The following is a 17,246-nucleotide window of genomic DNA, read 5'->3' as shown; positions in this document are numbered from 1 at the left end:
CGCCGTTTTTGTAGGTGGCTTTCGTACGTCGGTCCGATGGATTCGTGGAAGCGTCGCGTCGTCGGGTACTCCGTCTTCGTCTTCGCCGTGCTGATCTCCACCGCCCTCGCCTATCGCTGGGGGATGCGGGTGTACGAGGGCGAGGCGCGGACGCTGATCGAGGCGCTCCGGTTCTCGGTCGAGATGTTCTCCACGACGGGGTTCGGAGGCGACGCGCCGTGGGAGAGCCAGCAGATGAACGCGTTCATCGCGGTGATGGACCTCGTCGGCATGGTTCTCCTGATCGGGGCGCTTCCGGTCGTGGTGACGCCGCTCCTGGAGGCGGCGTTTTCGACGACGGTTCCCCGAGAACTGGACGAGCAGCACGCCGATCACGTCGTGGTCTGCTCCGACACCTCGCGGTCCGCCGCGCTCCTCGACGAGTTCGACTCGCAGGGGATTTCCTACGTGGTCGTCGAGCCGGACGCCGAGCGCGCGGTTGACCTGTACGAGGCGGGACACGCCGTGATCCGCGCGGATCCTGAGTCGACCGCGGGACTGCAGGGTGCCCAACTGACCGACGCACGCGCGCTGGTGACCGACGTGTCGGACCAAGTCGACGCGAGTATCGTTCTCGCCGCGAAGGAGTTGGCACCAGACGTCCGAGTCATCAGCGTCGTCGAGAACCCAGAGCGCGAGCGGTACCACCGGCTCGCGGGTGCCGACGATGTCCTCTCTCCGCGATCGCTGCTCGGTGAGAGCCTCGCCGCGAAGGTGACGACGGCGCTGCAGACCGATCTCAGCGAGGCCGTCACGATCGGCGACTCCCTGCGGCTCGCGGAGGTGTCGATACACCACGGAAGCGGGCTGGCCGGCTCGACGCTAGCTGACAGCGGGATAGGCGAGCGGACCGGCGTCAACGTGCTCGGCGCGTGGTTCAACGGTGAGTTCGAAGTGGCACCCGCCCCGGACGCGACGCTGACGGCCGGGACGGTGCTTCTCGTCTCCGGGCGTTCGGACCAACTGGAGCGGCTGGTCGACCTGAGCAACTCCGCCACCCGCCGGTTCGGTGCCGGCGAGACGGTCGTCGTCGGGTTCGGACAGGTCGGCCGCACCGTCACCGAAACGCTCGACGACGCCGACCTCCCGGTGACGGTCGTGGATCGAGCCGAGGCCGAGGGCGTCGACGTGGTCGGCGACGCCACGGAGCCCGAGACGCTGATCGACGCCGGGATCGAGGACGCACGGACGGTCGTCCTCGCGCTCCCTGACGACACGACCACGGAGTTCACGACGCTCGTGATCCGCGATCTCGCGCCGAACGTGGAGATCCTCGCGCGGGTCGAGGAGAGCGCGAGCGTTCCGAAGATGCACCGTGCGGGGGCCGACTACGTGCTCTCGCTGGCGACGGTCACCGGCCGGATGTGCGCGTCCACGGTCCTCGCGAAGCGAGACGTCTTGTCCCTCAATCAACAGATCGAAGTCGTCAGAAGTCGCGTCCCTCGGATCGCGGGCCGGACGATCGGCCAAGTGAACGTCCGCGAGCGAACCGGCTGTACCGTCATCGCCATCGAACGAGGCGAGGAGATCGTCACCGACATCGGCCCGGACACGCGGATCGAGGGCGACGACGAACTCGTCGTCGTCGGCACGGACGAGGGGATCCGGGAGTTCGAGCGCTCGTTCACCTGAGAGGGAGGAACCGCGACGGCGACCGCAACCGTGACCGCGACTGCGACCGTGACCGCGACTGCGACCGTGACCGCGACGAGAGGTGATCGCCGCGTCTTCGTTGCCCACCGGCGCTTCCCGCACCGTCGTCCGCTGGCGCTTCCCGCATCGTACCACGCCGATCGGCGGTACCAGGGCTCTCTGAGCCGGGACGAGTCGAACGCTTCAAGTATTCGCTGGCTGTTCGTACCTGTATGAAAGACCAGGGACGCTCCACGCGCAAGCGCACCGGCGGCCGACTCAAGCACGCCTCGAACAAGAAACGCCACCAGCTCGGGCGCGAGCCCGCGGAGACGACCGTCGGCGAGACGCGGGTCCAGTACATCGACTCCCGCGGCACCGAAACGAAGGTCCGCGCGCTCTCGACCAACGTCGCGCAGGTCGCCGAGGGCGATGAGGTCTCCGAAGCGGAGATCGAGAACGTCGTCGACAACCCCTCGAACGTCAACTACGCCCGCCGAAACATCATCACCAAGGGCGCAGTCATCGAGACGTCCGCCGGTCGCGCCCGCGTCACCTCGCGCCCCGGTCAGTCCGGACAGGTCAACGCGGTCCTCCTCGACTGAGCGGATACCGGCCGTCCGGCGGTCGACCCTCCACCCGACGACCGACCGACGACCGACGACTGACCATCTGCCGACGACCGACGACTGACCATCTGCCGACGACCGACTCTCCGCCCGAACCGCCGTCCGTTTTCTGAACGTATTTATCCGTACCCGCCGATCGGCGACGCGTGTACCTCGGCGTCGACGAGGCCGGCAAGGGACCCGTGCTCGGACCGATGGTCGCGGCAGCCGTGCTCGCCGATCCGGAGAGCCTGCCGGACGACGTCGACGACTCGAAACGGCTCTCCCCGGCGCGGCGCGAAGCGATCGACGCCGAGATCCGCGACAGCGACGGCGTCGCCCTCGGCGTCGCGTTCGTCACGCCCGACGAGATCGACCGACCGGACACCGACATGAACACGCTCACCGTCAGCGGACAGGCCCGTGCGGCGCGGATCGCGCTCTCCGGGGTCGTGGCCACCGATATCGATGAGCCGATCCGCGCGGTCGCCGACGCGGGTGACACGAGCGAGGAGCGGTTCGCCAGCCGCCTGTCCGAGTTCATCGAGACGGGAGACGACAGCGACGACGGGTTCGTCGATCTCCCCGCCGTCGACGTCGAAGCCGCCCACGGCGCAGACGAGGACGATCCGATCGTGGGCGCTGCGAGCGTCGTCGCGAAGGTGGCCCGCGACGCGCGGATGTCGGCGATCGACGCGAGATATCCCGACTACGGAGGCGCGGGGAGCGGCTATCCGAGCGATCCGACGACGCGGTCGTTCCTGCGCGAGTACGTCGCCGACCGCGGCCAGGTCCCCGACTGCGCTCGTCGATCGTGGGCGACCTGCGACGACGTGCTCGCGGCGGCCGAACAGTCCGGCTTGGACGAGTTCTAGAGGAACCCGGCGGCCGCCGCGCTCACGGCGTCTATGAACGTTTCCCAGACGGAGAAGCCGGCCACGATCGAGAGCAGGGTGTCGACGCCGAAGAACGCGAACAGCACCGCGGACGCGAGGTGCGCTCGCCGCATATCGAAGCGGTGGGCGAACGTGTGAAAGAAGTAGGCGTTCGCGAGGCTGATCGGGATGATCGCGAGCATCTCGCCGACCCAGATAGCGGAGGTCGCACCGTATTGCACGGCGAGCCCGATCGTGACCAACTGGGTCTTGTCGCCGAACTCGCCCGTGGCGGTGAGCACGAATATCGGCAGGAAGCCGCCGAACGACCCCGCGTACCGATCGAGCGGTCCGGGAAGCGGCACTGACTCCAGCGCGTCGACGGTGCCCTCGGCCGACGACGGATCGATCTCGGCATCGGACGTCCCTCGCTCCGACGGTCGACCGGGCATGGACGCGTACAGCAGGTACGCGAACGCGAAGAACAGCGCCGCGGTCACGGCGTCGAGCGCGACGCCGGGGAGCACCGACTGCAACGCCCGTCCGAAGGCGATTTCCACCGCCGTCCAGCCGGCGAACGCCGAGCCCGCGGCGGCGACGACGACCTTCGGGTCGTACCGCGTCGACAGCGCCGCGATCATGAACTGGACCTTCTCGCCGGGAAGGACCGCCAACTGGGCCACGAACGCGACGACGAGGATCTCGGCGTAGGCGGTCACGCGCAGACCACCCGGAAAACACGGCCCGCCGACGGCAGGCGCTCACGACCGAGGAGCTGTCGTTCGTCGGCGTTCGGAGTGGCGTCGTTCACGGGGTTCGCTCGCGGCGATCGGGGCGAAATACGTCCGGATCGAACCGATCGGTTCGTCGAATGTTTGTTCGGGGAATCGGCGTCTGGAACCGCTGGCGCTGGGGCAGTCTGGCGCTGGGGCAGTCCGGCGTTCGTTACCGGACCGTCAACAGGCGACGCAGGATGTCGCCGTAGGCCGGTCGGGTGATCAGGACGCCGATCAGGACGCCGAGGATGGTGAAGATCGCGAATCCGGAGAGATCTCCGAGCGAGAGCACCATCAGCGGCGACATGGCGACGATCGTCGTCGCGGCGGCCGCGCCGATGACCCAGAACGCGCGCCGGAACCGGGAGTTAAACACCGTACGGGAGTTCACCTCGCCCTCGCTCATCACCTCGTCGGCGATGATCACGAGGTCGTCAACCCCGGTCCCGACAACCGCGATGAAGCCGGCGATTACCGCTAGCTCGAGGGGGTAACTCACCAGCGCGGCGAACCCGAGCAGCGCGTACACCTCCGCGAGCGCCGTGACGATCATCGGTAGCGCCACCGCGGGCTCGCGGTAGCGGAGGAACACCATCCCGGCGACCGCGAAGATGGCGAGGACCCCGGTCACCAGCGAGTAGTTCTTGTAGTTCTCACCCTGCGTCGCCGAGATGGTACTGGAGGTCCCCTGTCCGCTGATATCCAGCTCTGCCGGGAGCGCGCCGGCGCGCAGATTGACGGAGATGGTCTGTGCGGTGGAGAATTCGTTCGTGGTCAGTTCGAAGTTCCCGGTGTCGGCCCACGCGCCGCGGTCCATGCTGGACGCGAGGTCGGGATTCATTCCGAACGAGTTGACGACTTCGCCGTCGACGGTGAGCAGGAGACACGGCTTGCTCACGTCGTCCGGGTTCTCCCCGTAGTCGCACACGTCCCGCTGGTCGTCGGTATACGCCGACGCGAATCCGCGGTCCGCGACGGACTGCTGGAAGCTGTGGGCCGGCGACTGCTCGCCGTCTGGTGCCGTGTTCCGAACGGTCACCGGTACGTACGCACGGGTGGTCCCCTCGCGCTCCGCGGCGGTTCCGATGTTCTCGAAGTCGTCTTGCGTCAGCACGGCCTCCTCGATCGCGGTCCCGTTCTCGGTGGGATACGCGATGTCGATCTGGACCGTGCCGCGCTCTTGGAGCAGCGAGACAACGTCGTTTCGGTCCTCGCCGGGCACCTCGACGAGCATGAAGTACTCGCCGGTGACCGACTGGACCTGCTGAACGCTTCCGCCGGAGAGGCCGGCCTCGTTGATCTTCCCCGTTATGATGCTTTCGGCGAGGTCGCGGGTCTCCTGTGTCACGCCCGAACGGATGTCGCCGTACGCGTAGCCAGAGGCGTCCATCGCTGCTCGGAACTGCGCTTCGCTCACCGACGAGTCGGTGACCTCCACCTCTCGTGCGTCCTCCTCGACGTAGGTCCCCACGTCGCGGATCGAAACGCCGTCGAGCTCGGCGGCGACGTTCTGTTCGACCGTGTCGGGTTGATCGCCCCCGAAATCGACGCCGGTCGCAGTGTGGCCGAGAAGCGGTGCGCGGACCCGCGTTCCGCCCGCGAGGTCCAACCCGTACTGAAGGTTCGTGACTCCCTGTTGCGCTTCGCTCGCGTCCTCCCCAGGGGCGGTCTGCGGACCGAACTGCGGCGCGAACAGGGCCACGGTCGCACCGAGGACGACGACCACCAGAAGCAGGATCCGCCAGTTCTTTTTGATCGGCTCTAACATCAGCGCTTCACCCCCTCGAACTTGTACCAGCGAAGCAGCGAGACGTTCAGCAGGTACGTGTTCATGAGGTCGGCACAGAGCCCGACGGCGAGGATAATACCGATGTTTCGAAGGAGGTCGACGCCGAAGAGGGTCGCGACGATGGCCATGACGATCATCGCCGCCATCGACGTGAGCGTCATCGTGACGCCGGTCCGCATCGCGCGGCTCACCGACTCGTAGAAGCCGCCGGTCCGACGCAGGACGGAGTTGTTCAACAGGATGTCGGAGTCGACGCTGTACCCGATGATCATGAGCAATGCCGCGATCGTCCCGAGCGTCATCTGGATCCCGAGGAGGTTCATCACCGCGATGGGGATGACCAGGTCCGAGAACGCCGACGCGACGACCGCGATCGACGGAATGAACGTCCGGAACAGCGCGAACACGAGCACGCTCATCCCGAGGAACGCCAGCGCGACGCCGAATATTGCGGTCTGAGCCGTGTCGCTCGCGAAGCTCGGCGAGACCTGATCGACGGCGGTCGTGTTCAGATCGGATTCGTTCGCCTGCCTGTCGAGACTACCCGCCAGGTCGTCGGGATCGTCGTCGGCCGCGCGGAAGGTGACGACGTACACGTCGTCCGCGGGGATCGACCGGATCGAATCGGGCTGTCTCTCGAACTCCGTCCGGATGCGTTCCTCGACGCCGTCGCCGTCGTCGGCGATTCGGAGCTCGACGCCGCCCGTGAACTCCAGCCCGAGATCCGCCGGCGCGCCCGTGACGAGATACCACCCGCCGATAATCGCGAGCGCGAGGACGAGGACCGCGAGCGGGATCGCCACGAGCTGCCGGTTCGAGTACTCTGTGTAGTTGATCTCCGGTACCTCGATCGCTACCATAAATACCGGTTCCTGCGCGGGCGTGAATAAGCCTTCTCACTCGTTCGCCCGTCGTCAATGATCGCCCCCTCCTTTGCCGGCTTCTCACCGACCTCGTCCTCGTCTCACCGCCCTCATCCCACCGCTCTCGCCGTCAGGGCAGGTACCGCACGCTCACAACGCCCGGTTCCGACCGGATCTCGACGCGGTTCACGCCCAATCGAGCCGCCCGCGAGAGCGTTCCCTCGCGATCCTCGAGCACGTCGGCGACCGCGTCCTCGGTGTCACTCTCTGGCGGCGTCAACACGTGTATTTCGCCGACGCCCGCTCGGGGCTCGCGGGCGAGCGCTCCCGCGTCAGACTCCTCGGCGAGCGCTCGCTCGTGAACCGTCGGCGGCTCCTCGCTCTCCTCGATCGAGAGCGCTCGACGCTCGGCCACCTCGATCACCTGGTACGTGACCTCCATCGGCGGGTCGAGCGCCACGGTCGCCTCGACGGCGTCGTCGACGTCGAACCCGGGGTTCGAGCTCAACGTGTGTACCTGCCCGTCGTGAACGTCTTTCAACACCGCGGAGTCGCTCTCGACGTGTGTGACGAGGAACGTGCTCTCCTTCTCGTTCGTGCGCTCCGTCTCGGCAGTCATTGCGTCACCGTAGACGGTCAGCCCTTTTCCGGGTTTCGAGCCGCGTCTCATCGGATACCGCCGCTCCGTTCGGAACGGACCGCCGAAGCGCTACTGCGCGTCGTCTGCCGACGATTCGATCGCTTCCGTCTCCGACCCGCCGCGTTCGCGGAGCCGGAAGTGAATAGCGAAGACGACGATTGCGGCCGCCATCGGCGGAACGATACCCGCCGCCCGCGGGAGGGCGTAGAGCGCGCCGAGGACGACCGACTCGGTCGGGTCACGAAGATCCGCCGGCGCGGAGACGACCAGTCCCGCGTACAGCGAGGCGAGGAAGAGGAACCCGCCGTAGGCCATCTTGCGGTCGTAGCCGTCGGCGACGGGCTCACCGCGCCGGTGACGCCGCGCGACGAACAAGAGCGGGGCCAAGAGCGGCGCGACCGCGGCGAACCCGCCGACCACGAACAGCGACCGCGAGAACAGGAACGTCCCGCTCTGGACGCCCACGGTCTCGCCCATCCAGACGACGAGCGCGAGGGTGACCACGGTCGCGATGAGCCCGGCCGCCAGCGCCCCCACGACGCCGTACAGTCGCATGGTCCACGACTCGGTGTGTCGAATCGCGTAGGGGATTGCACCGAACACCCCGCGGTAGCTGTCTGCCATCGCCCGGGATACGGCCGACGGCGAATTAAACCCCTCGTCGCGGACGCGATCGACACCTCTTGTGGAGTTCGAAACCACCCGTGGAGGTTCGATATCGTCCGTGGAGGTTCGACACCGTCCGTGGAGGTTCGACACCGTCCGTGGAGGTTCGACACCGTCCGCGGACGTGACTCTTTATACGCGTGGCGGAGACGTGCTCACGTGGGCCTGTACGACACGTACCTCTCGATTCGCCACCGGTTCCACGACGGCGACCCGCCCGAACACGTCGCGATCGTCATCACCGAACGCGATCTCCTCGTCGACGGCGCGTTCGACACCCTCTCCGAGGCGCTCGGGTGGGCGATGGAGTACGGCGCGGAGCGCGTCACCGTCTCGGTTTCCGTGCTCGACGAGTCGGTGGTTCCGACGCTCACGCGAGAGCTTCGGCGGCTCGACGCGCCGGCCCCGTTCGTCGTGCGCGGCCCCGACGACGCCGAGGAGTCCGAGGCGGGAGCCGCCGACACGGCCGCCGACGTCCCCGTCCGTATCACCGTCGGGCTCGGCGGAAAGGCGGAGTTCGCGGCCGCAGTTCGCGAGATCGCGGGCGACGTCGACGACGGGACGCTCGATCCGGCGTCGATCGACGCAGACGACGTCGCCGACCGGCTCGTGTTCCCCGAGGAGCCAGATCTCGTGATCAAGACCGGCGCAGAGCGGCTCTCCGACTTCGCGATCTGGCAGTCGGTGTACGCCGAACTCTACTTCACCGACGTGAACTGGCGAGACTTCAGGAAACGAGACTATCTCCGGGCGGTCATCGATTTCCAGGACCGGCAGCGGCGGTTCGGAAGGTGACGGAACCGGGTCAGTCGGCCCAACCCCGTCGGCCGCCGCCGAACTCCGATCGGATGGCTCCCGGGTCGCGACACCTCACCAGCCGGACTCCTGCGAACGGCGTTTCACCGGACGAGCTGCAGGAAGCGACGTCTCACCAGACGAATCCGAACAGCACCCAGAACGTCACCAGCGCGCCGACCGTCGAGAGGATCGGTACGACGTTCTGCATCAGGACGACGCGGGCGCTCGTCGTCGGGTTGAACAGGTCGGCGGCCGACGGAATGTCGGCCGGATCACCCTCCCCTATCGCCGGCATCTCGTCGGCCTTCAGCGCCCCGACGGAGACCGTCGGCTCCTTCTCGCCGCTGATCCCTTGGCGGACCGTGACGGTCCGGGTCGCGCGTCCCCAGCCAAGCCCCACGATCGACATCGTCGCGATTATCACGAACGACGCCGGGATCCCCACCGCCGAGAGGCTGATGACGATCCCCGACGAGACGCAGGCGACGACGATCGCCGCTGTCAGCGGGAGGTCGGTGATGTCGTTCCCGAGCGTGTCGAGCGTCCGGCGGGCGATCGTGAACGCCCCGACCGCGACCGAGGCGCTCCCGAGGAGGATCATCGGCGTCATCTCGACGTTGTCGAGCGCGACGAGCGGCGCGATGGCGTTCGCGATGTTGGAGGTGCCCGAGGAGAACGCCATCAGACAACCGATGGCGATGACGACGATCCCCCCGACGAGCTCGCGACGGGTCGTGTTCGGTCCCGGGACGGGCCGCGGAATCAGCCCCGATCGGTCGAGTTCGAACAGGGCCCCGTCGGTGCTCTCGATCGCCACCCATCGATCGATCGTCGGGTAGAAGTACCGCCCGACGACGCCGGAGACCCAGAAGCCGATGATCGGCGCGACGAGCCACCAGATAGCGATCTCGCCCATCACCGCCCTATCGAGCGTGCCCGTCGCCAGCCCGAGTCCGGCGATGGCACCGACCGCCGTCATGGACGTCGACGCCGGCACGCCCGCGTAGTTGCCGATGAACAGCGCGCCGCCGATGAAAAACAGGACGACGATGCTCGTTTCGAGCGTGAAGACGTTCGATCCCGTGACGAGATCCTCGCCGAGCGTCGTCACGACGCGCTGTCCGAGCGTCCCCGCGCCGATGAAAAAGAACACCGACATCAGCGCCGCCGCGCCCGCCTTCGAGATCACATTCGCGCCGACCGCCGGTCCGAACGCCGGCCCGGTGGTCGCACCCCCGATGTTGTATCCGACGAACGCCGCGACCACGAATCCGACGAGAAGTAGGCCCTCGACCATATGCGCGGATCAACGGCCCACGGCGGGTTAAACGAACAGGTTCTCACCCGCCGAACCGCGTGGTCGAAATCTCGTTACCGGCTCCGGGATCGGCCTAACACTCCGACCAGCCGCACGACTCGCACGTCTTGCAGCCCTCGGAGTAGTAGAGGCTCATCCCGCCGCACTCCGGGCACTCGGGCGACTCGCCGGCCGCGATGAGTTCCTGCATCGCGTCGTCGGTGCCGGACGCGTCGTCGGCCGGACCGGTCGGCGCATCGACCCCGTTCCCGCTCGGCGCGTCGGTCGCCGCGTCAGCGTCGACCGCGCCGCCGTCGGTCTGGCTCGTCGACTCGCTCGCCAGGTCGCGCTCGACGTCGTCGAGACTCTGCTGCTGTGGAATCCCCTTGTCGACGTCGTCGTCGAGGTAGCGGCGGAGCGCCGTCCCGATCGCGTCCGGGATCGACTGGATCTGCTCGCCTTTATCCCACGCGACCTTCGGGCTGCGAGTGCCCTGCAGCTCGTCGACGATCTCCTCGGGGTCGACGCCCGAACGGAGCGCCGTCGAGATGACCTTCGCGAGCGCCTCCGTGAAGGAGTTCGTGTAGCCGCCGGAGTGGCCGATGTTCGCGAACAGCTCGAACGGCCGGCCGTTCTCGTCCTCGTTGATGGTGACGTACAGCTTTCCGTACCCCGTCTCGACGCGCTGGGTGACGCCGTTCAGGGAATCGGGACGGGGGCTGCGCTCGCTGTAGTCGATCCGCGGCTGCTCACTGGCTTCGAGCAGGTCCGCGATCTCCGTGTCGATCGCCGCCTGCACGTCCTCGTTGTCGAGGAACGCCTCGATTCCGCCGAACACCTCGCCGATCTGCTCGACGATCGTCTCGGCCGCCTCGCTCTCGTCGGCGAATTCCGCGTTCTTCGCGCGGGTGGTGAGCACCTGCTTCGAGCGGGTCCCGTCGCGGTAGACGGTGACGCCCTTCCCGCCGTGGTCGTAGATGTAGCGGTACACCTCCTCCATCTCCTCGGCGGTGGCGTCGTTCGGGAAGTTACACGTCTTCGAGATGGCCGAGTCGACGCCCTGCTGGCAGGCGCACTGGACCGCCGCGTGCTGCTTGCCGGAGAGGTCGCCGGTGACGACGAACAGCTCGCCGATCGCGTCCGGCACCGTCTCCAGCCCGTCCACGCCGTCGAACTCGTTTTCCGCCATCTGTTCCTGGGCCTCCCGCTTGACGGCGTCGACGTCGACGTCGTTCTCCTCGAGGGTGCGCAGGAAGTAGTCGTCGAACTCGACGAGCATCTCGTCGCCCTGCACGTCGTCGGAGACGTTCTTGTAGTAGGCGACGTTGTAGATGGGCTCACAGCCGCCCGTCGTGTTGCCGATCATCGAGGTCGTGCCCGTGGGCGCGATAGTCGTCGTGTTGTGGTTGCGGATCGGGAACCCGTCCGCCCACTCGTCGGCGTCGAGGCCGGTGTAGTGCTCGAACCAGTCGCGGTGCTCGGTGGGGTTCGCGTACTTCGAGTCCTCCCAGTCGTTGAACGGCCCGCGCTCCGTCGCGAGCTCGTGGGAGGTCCGTTTCGACGCGTGGTTGATGTGGGTCATCAGCTGGCGGGCAACCTCGTTGCCCTCGTCGGTGCCGTACTGAATGCCGAGCTGGATGTACAGCTGAGCGAGCCCCATGATACCCAGTCCGATCTTTCGCATGTCACGGACCTTCTCTTCGATCTTCTCGACCGGGAAGTCCGACATCGTGACGACGTTCTCCAGGAAGCGCGTGCCGTAGTCGATGCGCTCGTCGAACTCCTCGAAGTCGATCGCCTCCTCGAGGAAGGCGTCGATCGCCGCGGCCTCCGAGTCGTACTCGTCGGCGTGCTCCTCGGACCAGACCCGCCAGTCGGGCGCGTCCTGCGCCGCGAGCGTCGAGAGGTTGATGTGACCGAGGTTACAGGCCTCGTACTCCTCCAACGGCTGTTCGCCACAGGGATTTGTTGCAAGGATTCTGTGATCTGGATTTTCTTCAACGTCGAACGAATGTTCCTTGTTGACCCGTTCGAGGTAGATGACCCCCGGCTCGCCGTTCTCGTGGGCACCTTCGATCATGTCGTCCCAGAGTTCGCTGGCCGGGATCGAGAGGACCTCGCCGACCTCGACGTGCTCGCCGAGGCCGAACATGTCGTAGATCTCCTTCGTCTCCGGCGTCGCGACGTGCGGCTCCTCCGTTCGCGGGTTGGTGAAGGTGAACTCCTCGTCGTTGTACAGCGCCTCCATGAAGTCGTCGGTGACGCCGACGCTGATGTTGAAATTCGAGAGGTGGCCCTCGACGGCGTTCCGGAGGTGTTCGGGCACGCGACCGTCCTCGTCGATCAGCTCGCGAGCTTCCTCCAAGGCGTCCGCGAAGGAGTTGTGGGTGAAGTCGTCGGGGTCGTTGAGCCGCAGCGAGTGGGCGAGGGAGACGTCCTTGTTCTTCGAGTGGATGAACTGGATGACGTCGGGGTGCGAGACGCGCATGACGCCCATCTGTGCGCCGCGGCGCGCGCCGCCCTGCGCGATCGTCTCGCACATCTGGTCGAAGGTCCGCATGAACGTGATCGGTCCGGAGGCGATCCCGCCAGTGGAGCCGACCGCGTCGCCGTAGGGGCGGAGCTTCCAGAACGCGTACCCCATGCCGCCGCCGGACTGGAACACCTCGGCCGCCTCCTTGGCGGTCTGGTGGATGTCGGTAATGTCGTCGCCGGGGGAGTCGACGAAGCAGGCGGAGAGCTGCTGGAGCTCGTCGCCGGCGTTCATCAGCGTCGGCGAGTTCGGCATGAAGGAGAGCTGCTCCATCCCGTCGCGGAAGCGGTCCGCGGTCGCCTCGACGTGGTCGCGCACGCCGTCGGGCAGCTCGGGGACCACGGTGTCGTATGCGAACTTGTTGACGTTGCGCGCAGTGAGCGTCGTCTCGGCCTCGTCGGCGGCGGAGACGCCCGCACCGAAGACCTCCGCGGCGAGCTCGTCGCGACGCGGGTGGTCGGGCTTCAGCTGGTCCGGCGTCACGGTGACCTCGACGCCCTGGTTTTCGGCCTCGAAGACCGCCTCAGCGAGCGCGACGTTGCGCGCGACGCGATCGAACAGCTCCTCCGGAGCCTCGATCGCCTCCCCGTCCGCGTTCTTCCGGAGGTACCGCGCCGGCAGAATGTTACTGTAGGCGTTGGCCGTGAGACACTCCTCCATCGTCTCCCCGGTGGTTCGTTTGATCGGCAGTTCGAGTTCGTCCGCGGCGACGCCGTCGTTGGTCATTCGACGGCCACCCCGCTGAGTCGGTGTTGGATATGGATCATCTGTAGTGTTGATGTACTGGTGAGGCGGCCCCTTGTACGTTCGGATGTCGGACCCCGACAGGCATCTCAGCCATGTACATATCTGATTGTTTATATAATCTCGATTCAGTTCGCCTGACGCTATTTCGGGTACGTCGCCAACAAATGGGCTCCGAGCACATAAGCGTAGTCAGACCAGAGTGAAACTGATATTTTGGGCAAAAAAGTACGCGATGAGGACGCCTTCCCACCGGAACAGAAGGGGGGTTATCAGACAGATACGTTCCCGGAAATGGGCCGTGTTACCGCGACGATATCCGTCGCTTCGATGTCCGCTATCGAGTCGATCACGTGGTATTCACGGTGTTTTTATCAGATTTGTTATTTTTGGGGAGAGCGTCCCCACAAGCTTATGCCGAACCTCTCCGTGGGCCTTCATATGACCGCTTCGCTCGCGACCCTCGCTGCGCTCGCAACCTCGCCGTCGTTACAGGCCGGGATCCTCGGCACCCAGACTGGTCAGCTCCTCGCCGCGCTGGTCGCCGCGGCGATCGTGATCGTCGTGGGGAAGTTCGTGCTGAAGCTCGCGTGGCGGCTCGTCACGATCGGGATCGTCGTCGTCGCCGCGTTCTTCCTGCTATCGGCAACGGGACTCATTTAAAATACTGGCTCCGTTGAAAGGCTTACCGAGCGACACATCCGGATCTGATTTCGGTCTGTACAACAATAGCGACGAGCGAATCCGGGAGTAGGGATCTCATTGCGTGGGGTGATCGGTTATACGTGAACGAGTGGTGTTGCCGGCGGCTGTTTATAAGTCGTTGACGGCGCGGTGAGTTGCTGTGTTTCTGGCGTTGATTGCTTATAAGTGATCGTTGACTGTGCGATGAACACTCACAAAGCCCCAGCCGCTCGGGTATACATCGTTGCTGGTGCGGTGAACACGTCCAAAGCCCCAGCCGCGAGGAGTCCCACCCCGCACCGCAACCGCACCACACCTCACTCCTCCCTAGCCTCGCGGCTCCCTGCGGTCGCCGCGTCCAGCGAGAATCGAAGATTCTCTGGCAGCCGGACGTAATCCGGCGACCTCGCGGGCTCTCGCCGGCGGCTTCGCCGCCGGCTGTCAGAGGGACCTTCGGTCCCTCCCTACTCGCGCTCGCTTCAAAGCGAGCGCTCGGAGGCACGCCACCGCACCGCCTCGATCAGTTATAAGCAACCGTCGCTCCCGCAGTTCCCCCTTTACATACCACGTCGCCGGCGGCGGTCTGCAATACCCATTTTCGTACTCGATCAATTTACCCGTTCAGCGACCAGCTATTTCGGACAGAATATATCTGAAGAAGAGAAATTCAACAAAGTCAAAAACTGCATCCTCGATCGACGCGGCCGCGGCTCCGACTACTGGAACGCGGCACCGGGTTCGGCGTCCCGGCGGTCGACTTCGGAGCGCTTGAACTGCTGTTCTATCTCCTCGTAGCGCTCGCGCGTCTCGGGGGTGACGCTCGGGTTCACCTTGTCGAGGGCGTCCTCGAAGTGCGCCATCGTCACGCGGACGTTGCCGACGGATTCGCCGACCTCCTCGCGCGAGACGCTGGCGATGAACTCGCGGGAGGCGTTCATCGACGCCTCGCGGGCCACCGCCTCGATGTCGGCCCCGACGTATCCCTCCGCCTTCCGGGCGATGACGTCGAGGTCGACGTCGTCGGAAAGCGGCTTGTTGCGGGTGTGGACCTCGAGGATCTTCCGGCGGGCCTCCTCGTCCGGAACGGGCACGTGCACGTGGCGGTCGAGTCGACCGGGCCGGAGCAGCGCCGAGTCGATCAGGTCCGGACGGTTCGTCGTCGCGATGACGACGACGTCCTCCAGCGATTCGAGCCCGTCGAGTTCCGTCAGCAGCTGGGAGACGACGCGCTCGCCGACGCCGGAGTCGCCCGAGTGCTTGCCGCGCTCGGTCGCGATCGAGTCGATCTCGTCGAAGAACACGATCGTCGGCGCGTTCTCGCGGGCCTTGCTGAACACCTCGCGGACGCCCTTCTCGGACTCGCCCACGTACTTGTTCAACAGCTCCGGACCCTTGATCGAGATGAAGTTCGACTCGCTCTCGTTGGCGACGGCCTTCGCGAGCAGGGTCTTCCCCGTGCCCGGCGGGCCGTACAGCAGGACGCCCTTTGCGGCCTGCATGTCGAGCTCCTCGAACACCTCGGGGTACTCAAGGGGCCACTGTATCGTCTCGCGGAGACGCTCTTTGGTGTCCTCCAGCCCACCGACCTGGTCCCACGTGACGTCGGGGACCTCGACGAACACCTCGCGCAGCGCCGAGGGTTCGATCCCCTTCATCGCCTCCTTGAAGTCGCTCTCGGTGACCTGGATGGAGTTCAGCACGTCGGCGTCGATCTCGTCGCTCTCTAAGTCGAGCTCCGGACGGATCCGTCGCAGCGCGTGCATCGCCGACTCCTTCGCGAGCGACTCGAGGTCGGCCCCGACGAAGCCGTGCGTGTTCTCCGCGTACTCGTCGAGGTCGATCCCGTCCACGAGCGGCATGTTCCGCGTGTGGACCTGCAAGATCTCCTTGCGGCCGTCGCGGTCGGGGACGCCGACCTCGATCTCGCGGTCGAATCGACCGCCGCGCCGGAGCGCGGGGTCGATAGCGTCGACGCGGTTGGTCGCGCCGATGACGACGACCTCGCCGCGCTCCTCCAGCCCGTCCATCAGCGAGAGCAGCTGGGCCACGACGCGGCGCTCCACGTCGCCGCCGGCCTCCTCGCGCTTGGGCGCGATGGAGTCGAGCTCGTCCATGAAGATGATCGAGGGCGACTCCTCGGCCGCCTCCTCGAACACGTCGCGGAGCTGCTCTTCGGACTCGCCGTAGTACTTCGACATGATCTCCGGACCGGAGATGGTGTGGAAGTTCGCGTCGATCTCGTTGGCGACGGCCTTCGCGATCAGGGTCTTCCCCGTGCCCGGCGGCCCGTGCAGGAGAACGCCCTTCGGTGGGTCGATCCCGAGCCGCTTGAACAGCTCCGGATGGCGCATCGGTAGCTCGATCATCTCGCGGACCTGTTCGAGCTCGTTGTCGAGCCCCCCGATGTCCTCGTAGGTCACGTCGGGGCCGTCGCTCGTTCCGTCGCCGCCGCCGCTCCGCTCGGTCAGCTCCTCGGCGGGTACCTCGGATATCTCTATCTCTGTGTCGTCGGTGATGACGACGGTCCCCGAGGGGGTCGTCGAAGCGACCTTCATCGGAACCGCCTGCGACTGGCCGCCCATCAGCCCGAAGCCCATCGACGTGCGGATCGTCTGGCCCTCGGTCACCGGCTGACCGGAGAGCTTGTCGCGGATGAACGGCGCGATCTGTCCGCGCACGCGGAGCTGGCTCGGGAAGGCGATCGTGACCGACTCCGCCCGTGAGACGTCGACCGACTCCACGGTCACGCGGTCGTCGATCCCGACGTCTGCCTCCTGTCGGAGCCGTCCGTCGATGCGGACGACCCCCGTCCCGTCGTCCTCGGGATATCCGGGCCAGACGCGCGCGATCGCGGCACCGTCCGGACCCTCGACCCGAACGATGTCCCCACCGGAGAGCCCGAGCTCTTCGGCCGCGACGCGGTCGATCGCCGCGAGGCGGCGACCGGCGTCCTTCTGTTTCAGCGGCCTGACGGTGAGCTTCATCGCTCGCCCTCCACCGTGACCACGCCGTTCTCGACCGAGACCGACTCGGCCGCGCCGGGGAGTTCGAACTCGGATTCGATCGGCTCACCGGAGCCCTCGATCACGACGATCGCCGTCTCGCCGACCGTGTCGACGCTCACGTCCTCGGCGTCGGCACCCAGATCGGCCGCGACGACCCACCCGTCCTCGTACTCGTACCGGCGGAGCAACGCGCCGTCGCCGGTCGAGCGGGTCTGTTGGTGATTCATGCTAACTACAAGTTAAGCGCGAAAGTATTTAAACGTATCGTACAAAACCGCACGACGTGAGAATAGAGAT

The 17,246-nt window shown here is 66.3% G+C and carries 14 protein-coding genes; 5 read left to right on the top strand and 9 right to left on the bottom strand.

The window, feature by feature from the left end; translation table 11 throughout:
- Positions 1–36: 36 nt before the first annotated feature.
- From ACFQEY_RS08370 to rnhB, 3 genes are all read left to right on the top strand, one after another.
- The gene (locus ACFQEY_RS08370) at positions 37–1,671 is read left to right on the top strand and encodes a potassium channel family protein (RefSeq protein WP_379767095.1); all 1,635 of its coding nucleotides are present in this window, start codon (positions 37–39) and stop codon (positions 1,669–1,671) included.
- A gap of 233 nt (positions 1,672–1,904) precedes the next feature.
- On the top strand, positions 1,905–2,276 hold the full coding sequence (locus ACFQEY_RS08365; protein ID WP_379767092.1) for a 30S ribosomal protein S8e: 372 nt from the start codon (positions 1,905–1,907) through the stop codon (positions 2,274–2,276).
- A gap of 170 nt (positions 2,277–2,446) precedes the next feature.
- A complete protein-coding gene (gene rnhB, locus ACFQEY_RS08360; protein ID WP_379767090.1) occupies positions 2,447–3,154 on the top strand; it encodes a ribonuclease HII in 708 nt (235 codons plus the stop codon).
- On the opposite strand, the gene ACFQEY_RS08355 is transcribed toward rnhB, so the two are convergent.
- The 5 genes from ACFQEY_RS08355 to ACFQEY_RS08335 form a co-directional block, all read right to left on the bottom strand.
- The gene (locus ACFQEY_RS08355) at positions 3,151–3,873 is read right to left on the bottom strand and encodes a TMEM165/GDT1 family protein (protein WP_379767086.1); all 723 of its coding nucleotides are present in this window, start codon (positions 3,871–3,873) and stop codon (positions 3,151–3,153) included. The genes rnhB and ACFQEY_RS08355 overlap by 4 nt on opposite strands.
- A gap of 226 nt (positions 3,874–4,099) precedes the next feature.
- Positions 4,100–5,698 carry a preprotein translocase subunit SecD gene (locus ACFQEY_RS08350; RefSeq protein WP_379767083.1) on the bottom strand — a complete coding sequence of 533 codons (1,599 nt, stop codon included), beginning with the start codon at positions 5,696–5,698 and terminating at the stop codon, positions 4,100–4,102.
- Positions 5,698–6,579, bottom strand: coding sequence for a protein translocase subunit SecF (gene secF / locus ACFQEY_RS08345; protein WP_379767080.1), 882 nt, complete (start codon positions 6,577–6,579; stop codon positions 5,698–5,700). The genes ACFQEY_RS08350 and secF overlap by 1 nt, the downstream gene beginning before the upstream one ends.
- A gap of 133 nt (positions 6,580–6,712) precedes the next feature.
- Positions 6,713–7,201, bottom strand: coding sequence for a DUF5812 family protein (locus ACFQEY_RS08340; protein ID WP_379767539.1), 489 nt, complete (start codon positions 7,199–7,201; stop codon positions 6,713–6,715).
- Positions 7,202–7,291: 90 nt separating this feature from the next.
- Positions 7,292–7,846: a hypothetical protein gene (locus tag ACFQEY_RS08335; protein ID WP_379767077.1), complete on the bottom strand. Its 555-nt coding sequence runs from the start codon at positions 7,844–7,846 to the stop codon at positions 7,292–7,294.
- A gap of 201 nt (positions 7,847–8,047) precedes the next feature.
- Between ACFQEY_RS08335 and ACFQEY_RS08330 the strand changes: the two genes are divergently transcribed.
- Positions 8,048–8,683, top strand: coding sequence for an undecaprenyl diphosphate synthase family protein (locus ACFQEY_RS08330; protein ID WP_379767074.1), 636 nt, complete (start codon positions 8,048–8,050; stop codon positions 8,681–8,683).
- A 133-nt stretch (positions 8,684–8,816) separates the two neighbouring features.
- On the opposite strand, the gene ACFQEY_RS08325 is transcribed toward ACFQEY_RS08330, so the two are convergent.
- Together ACFQEY_RS08325 and ACFQEY_RS08320 are read right to left on the bottom strand one after the other, a co-directional pair.
- Positions 8,817–9,983, bottom strand: coding sequence for an inorganic phosphate transporter (locus ACFQEY_RS08325; protein ID WP_379767071.1), 1,167 nt, complete (start codon positions 9,981–9,983; stop codon positions 8,817–8,819).
- Between the two features lie 94 nt (positions 9,984–10,077).
- Complete coding sequence (locus ACFQEY_RS08320; RefSeq protein WP_379767068.1) at positions 10,078–13,242, bottom strand: adenosylcobalamin-dependent ribonucleoside-diphosphate reductase; 3,165 nt, start codon at positions 13,240–13,242, stop codon at positions 10,078–10,080.
- A gap of 432 nt (positions 13,243–13,674) precedes the next feature.
- Here ACFQEY_RS08320 and ACFQEY_RS08315 point away from each other — a divergent pair, with 432 nt between their 5' ends.
- Entirely contained in the window at positions 13,675–13,923 is a 249-nt protein-coding gene (locus ACFQEY_RS08315; RefSeq protein ID WP_379767065.1) for a hypothetical protein, read from the top strand.
- Positions 13,924–14,660: 737 nt separating this feature from the next.
- Here ACFQEY_RS08315 and ACFQEY_RS08310 read toward each other — a convergent pair.
- A complete protein-coding gene (locus ACFQEY_RS08310) occupies positions 14,661–16,928 on the bottom strand; it encodes a CDC48 family AAA ATPase (protein WP_379767062.1) in 2,268 nt (755 codons plus the stop codon).
- A complete protein-coding gene (locus ACFQEY_RS08305; protein ID WP_379767060.1) occupies positions 16,925–17,176 on the bottom strand; it encodes a DUF7127 family protein in 252 nt (83 codons plus the stop codon). Before ACFQEY_RS08305 ends, ACFQEY_RS08310 begins: the two co-directional genes overlap by 4 nt.
- Positions 17,177–17,246: the final 70 nt, after the last annotated feature.

This window comes from Halorubrum trueperi (assembly GCF_042662525.1).
GTDB classification, from domain to species: domain Archaea; phylum Halobacteriota; class Halobacteria; order Halobacteriales; family Haloferacaceae; genus Halorubrum; species Halorubrum trueperi.
This window is presented reverse-complemented; position numbering and strand designations above follow the sequence as displayed.

Excerpts from the sequence above, each read along its gene's own strand:
- ACFQEY_RS08315 (WP_379767065.1), top strand. The coding sequence starts at position 13,675 with ATGCCGAACCTCTCCGTGGGCCTTCATATGACCGCTTCGCTCGCGACC.
- ACFQEY_RS08325 (WP_379767071.1), bottom strand. The coding sequence starts at position 9,983 with ATGGTCGAGGGCCTACTTCTCGTCGGATTCGTGGTCGCGGCGTTCGTC.
- ACFQEY_RS08370 (WP_379767095.1), top strand. The coding sequence starts at position 37 with ATGGATTCGTGGAAGCGTCGCGTCGTCGGGTACTCCGTCTTCGTCTTC.
- ACFQEY_RS08320 (WP_379767068.1), bottom strand. The coding sequence starts at position 13,242 with ATGACCAACGACGGCGTCGCCGCGGACGAACTCGAACTGCCGATCAAA.
- ACFQEY_RS08350 (WP_379767083.1), bottom strand. The coding sequence starts at position 5,698 with ATGTTAGAGCCGATCAAAAAGAACTGGCGGATCCTGCTTCTGGTGGTC.
- ACFQEY_RS08305 (WP_379767060.1), bottom strand. The coding sequence starts at position 17,176 with ATGAATCACCAACAGACCCGCTCGACCGGCGACGGCGCGTTGCTCCGC.
- secF (WP_379767080.1), bottom strand. The coding sequence starts at position 6,579 with ATGGTAGCGATCGAGGTACCGGAGATCAACTACACAGAGTACTCGAAC.
- ACFQEY_RS08365 (WP_379767092.1), top strand. The coding sequence starts at position 1,905 with ATGAAAGACCAGGGACGCTCCACGCGCAAGCGCACCGGCGGCCGACTC.
- ACFQEY_RS08335 (WP_379767077.1), bottom strand. The coding sequence starts at position 7,846 with ATGGCAGACAGCTACCGCGGGGTGTTCGGTGCAATCCCCTACGCGATT.
- ACFQEY_RS08310 (WP_379767062.1), bottom strand. The coding sequence starts at position 16,928 with ATGAAGCTCACCGTCAGGCCGCTGAAACAGAAGGACGCCGGTCGCCGC.
- ACFQEY_RS08340 (WP_379767539.1), bottom strand. The coding sequence starts at position 7,201 with ATGACTGCCGAGACGGAGCGCACGAACGAGAAGGAGAGCACGTTCCTC.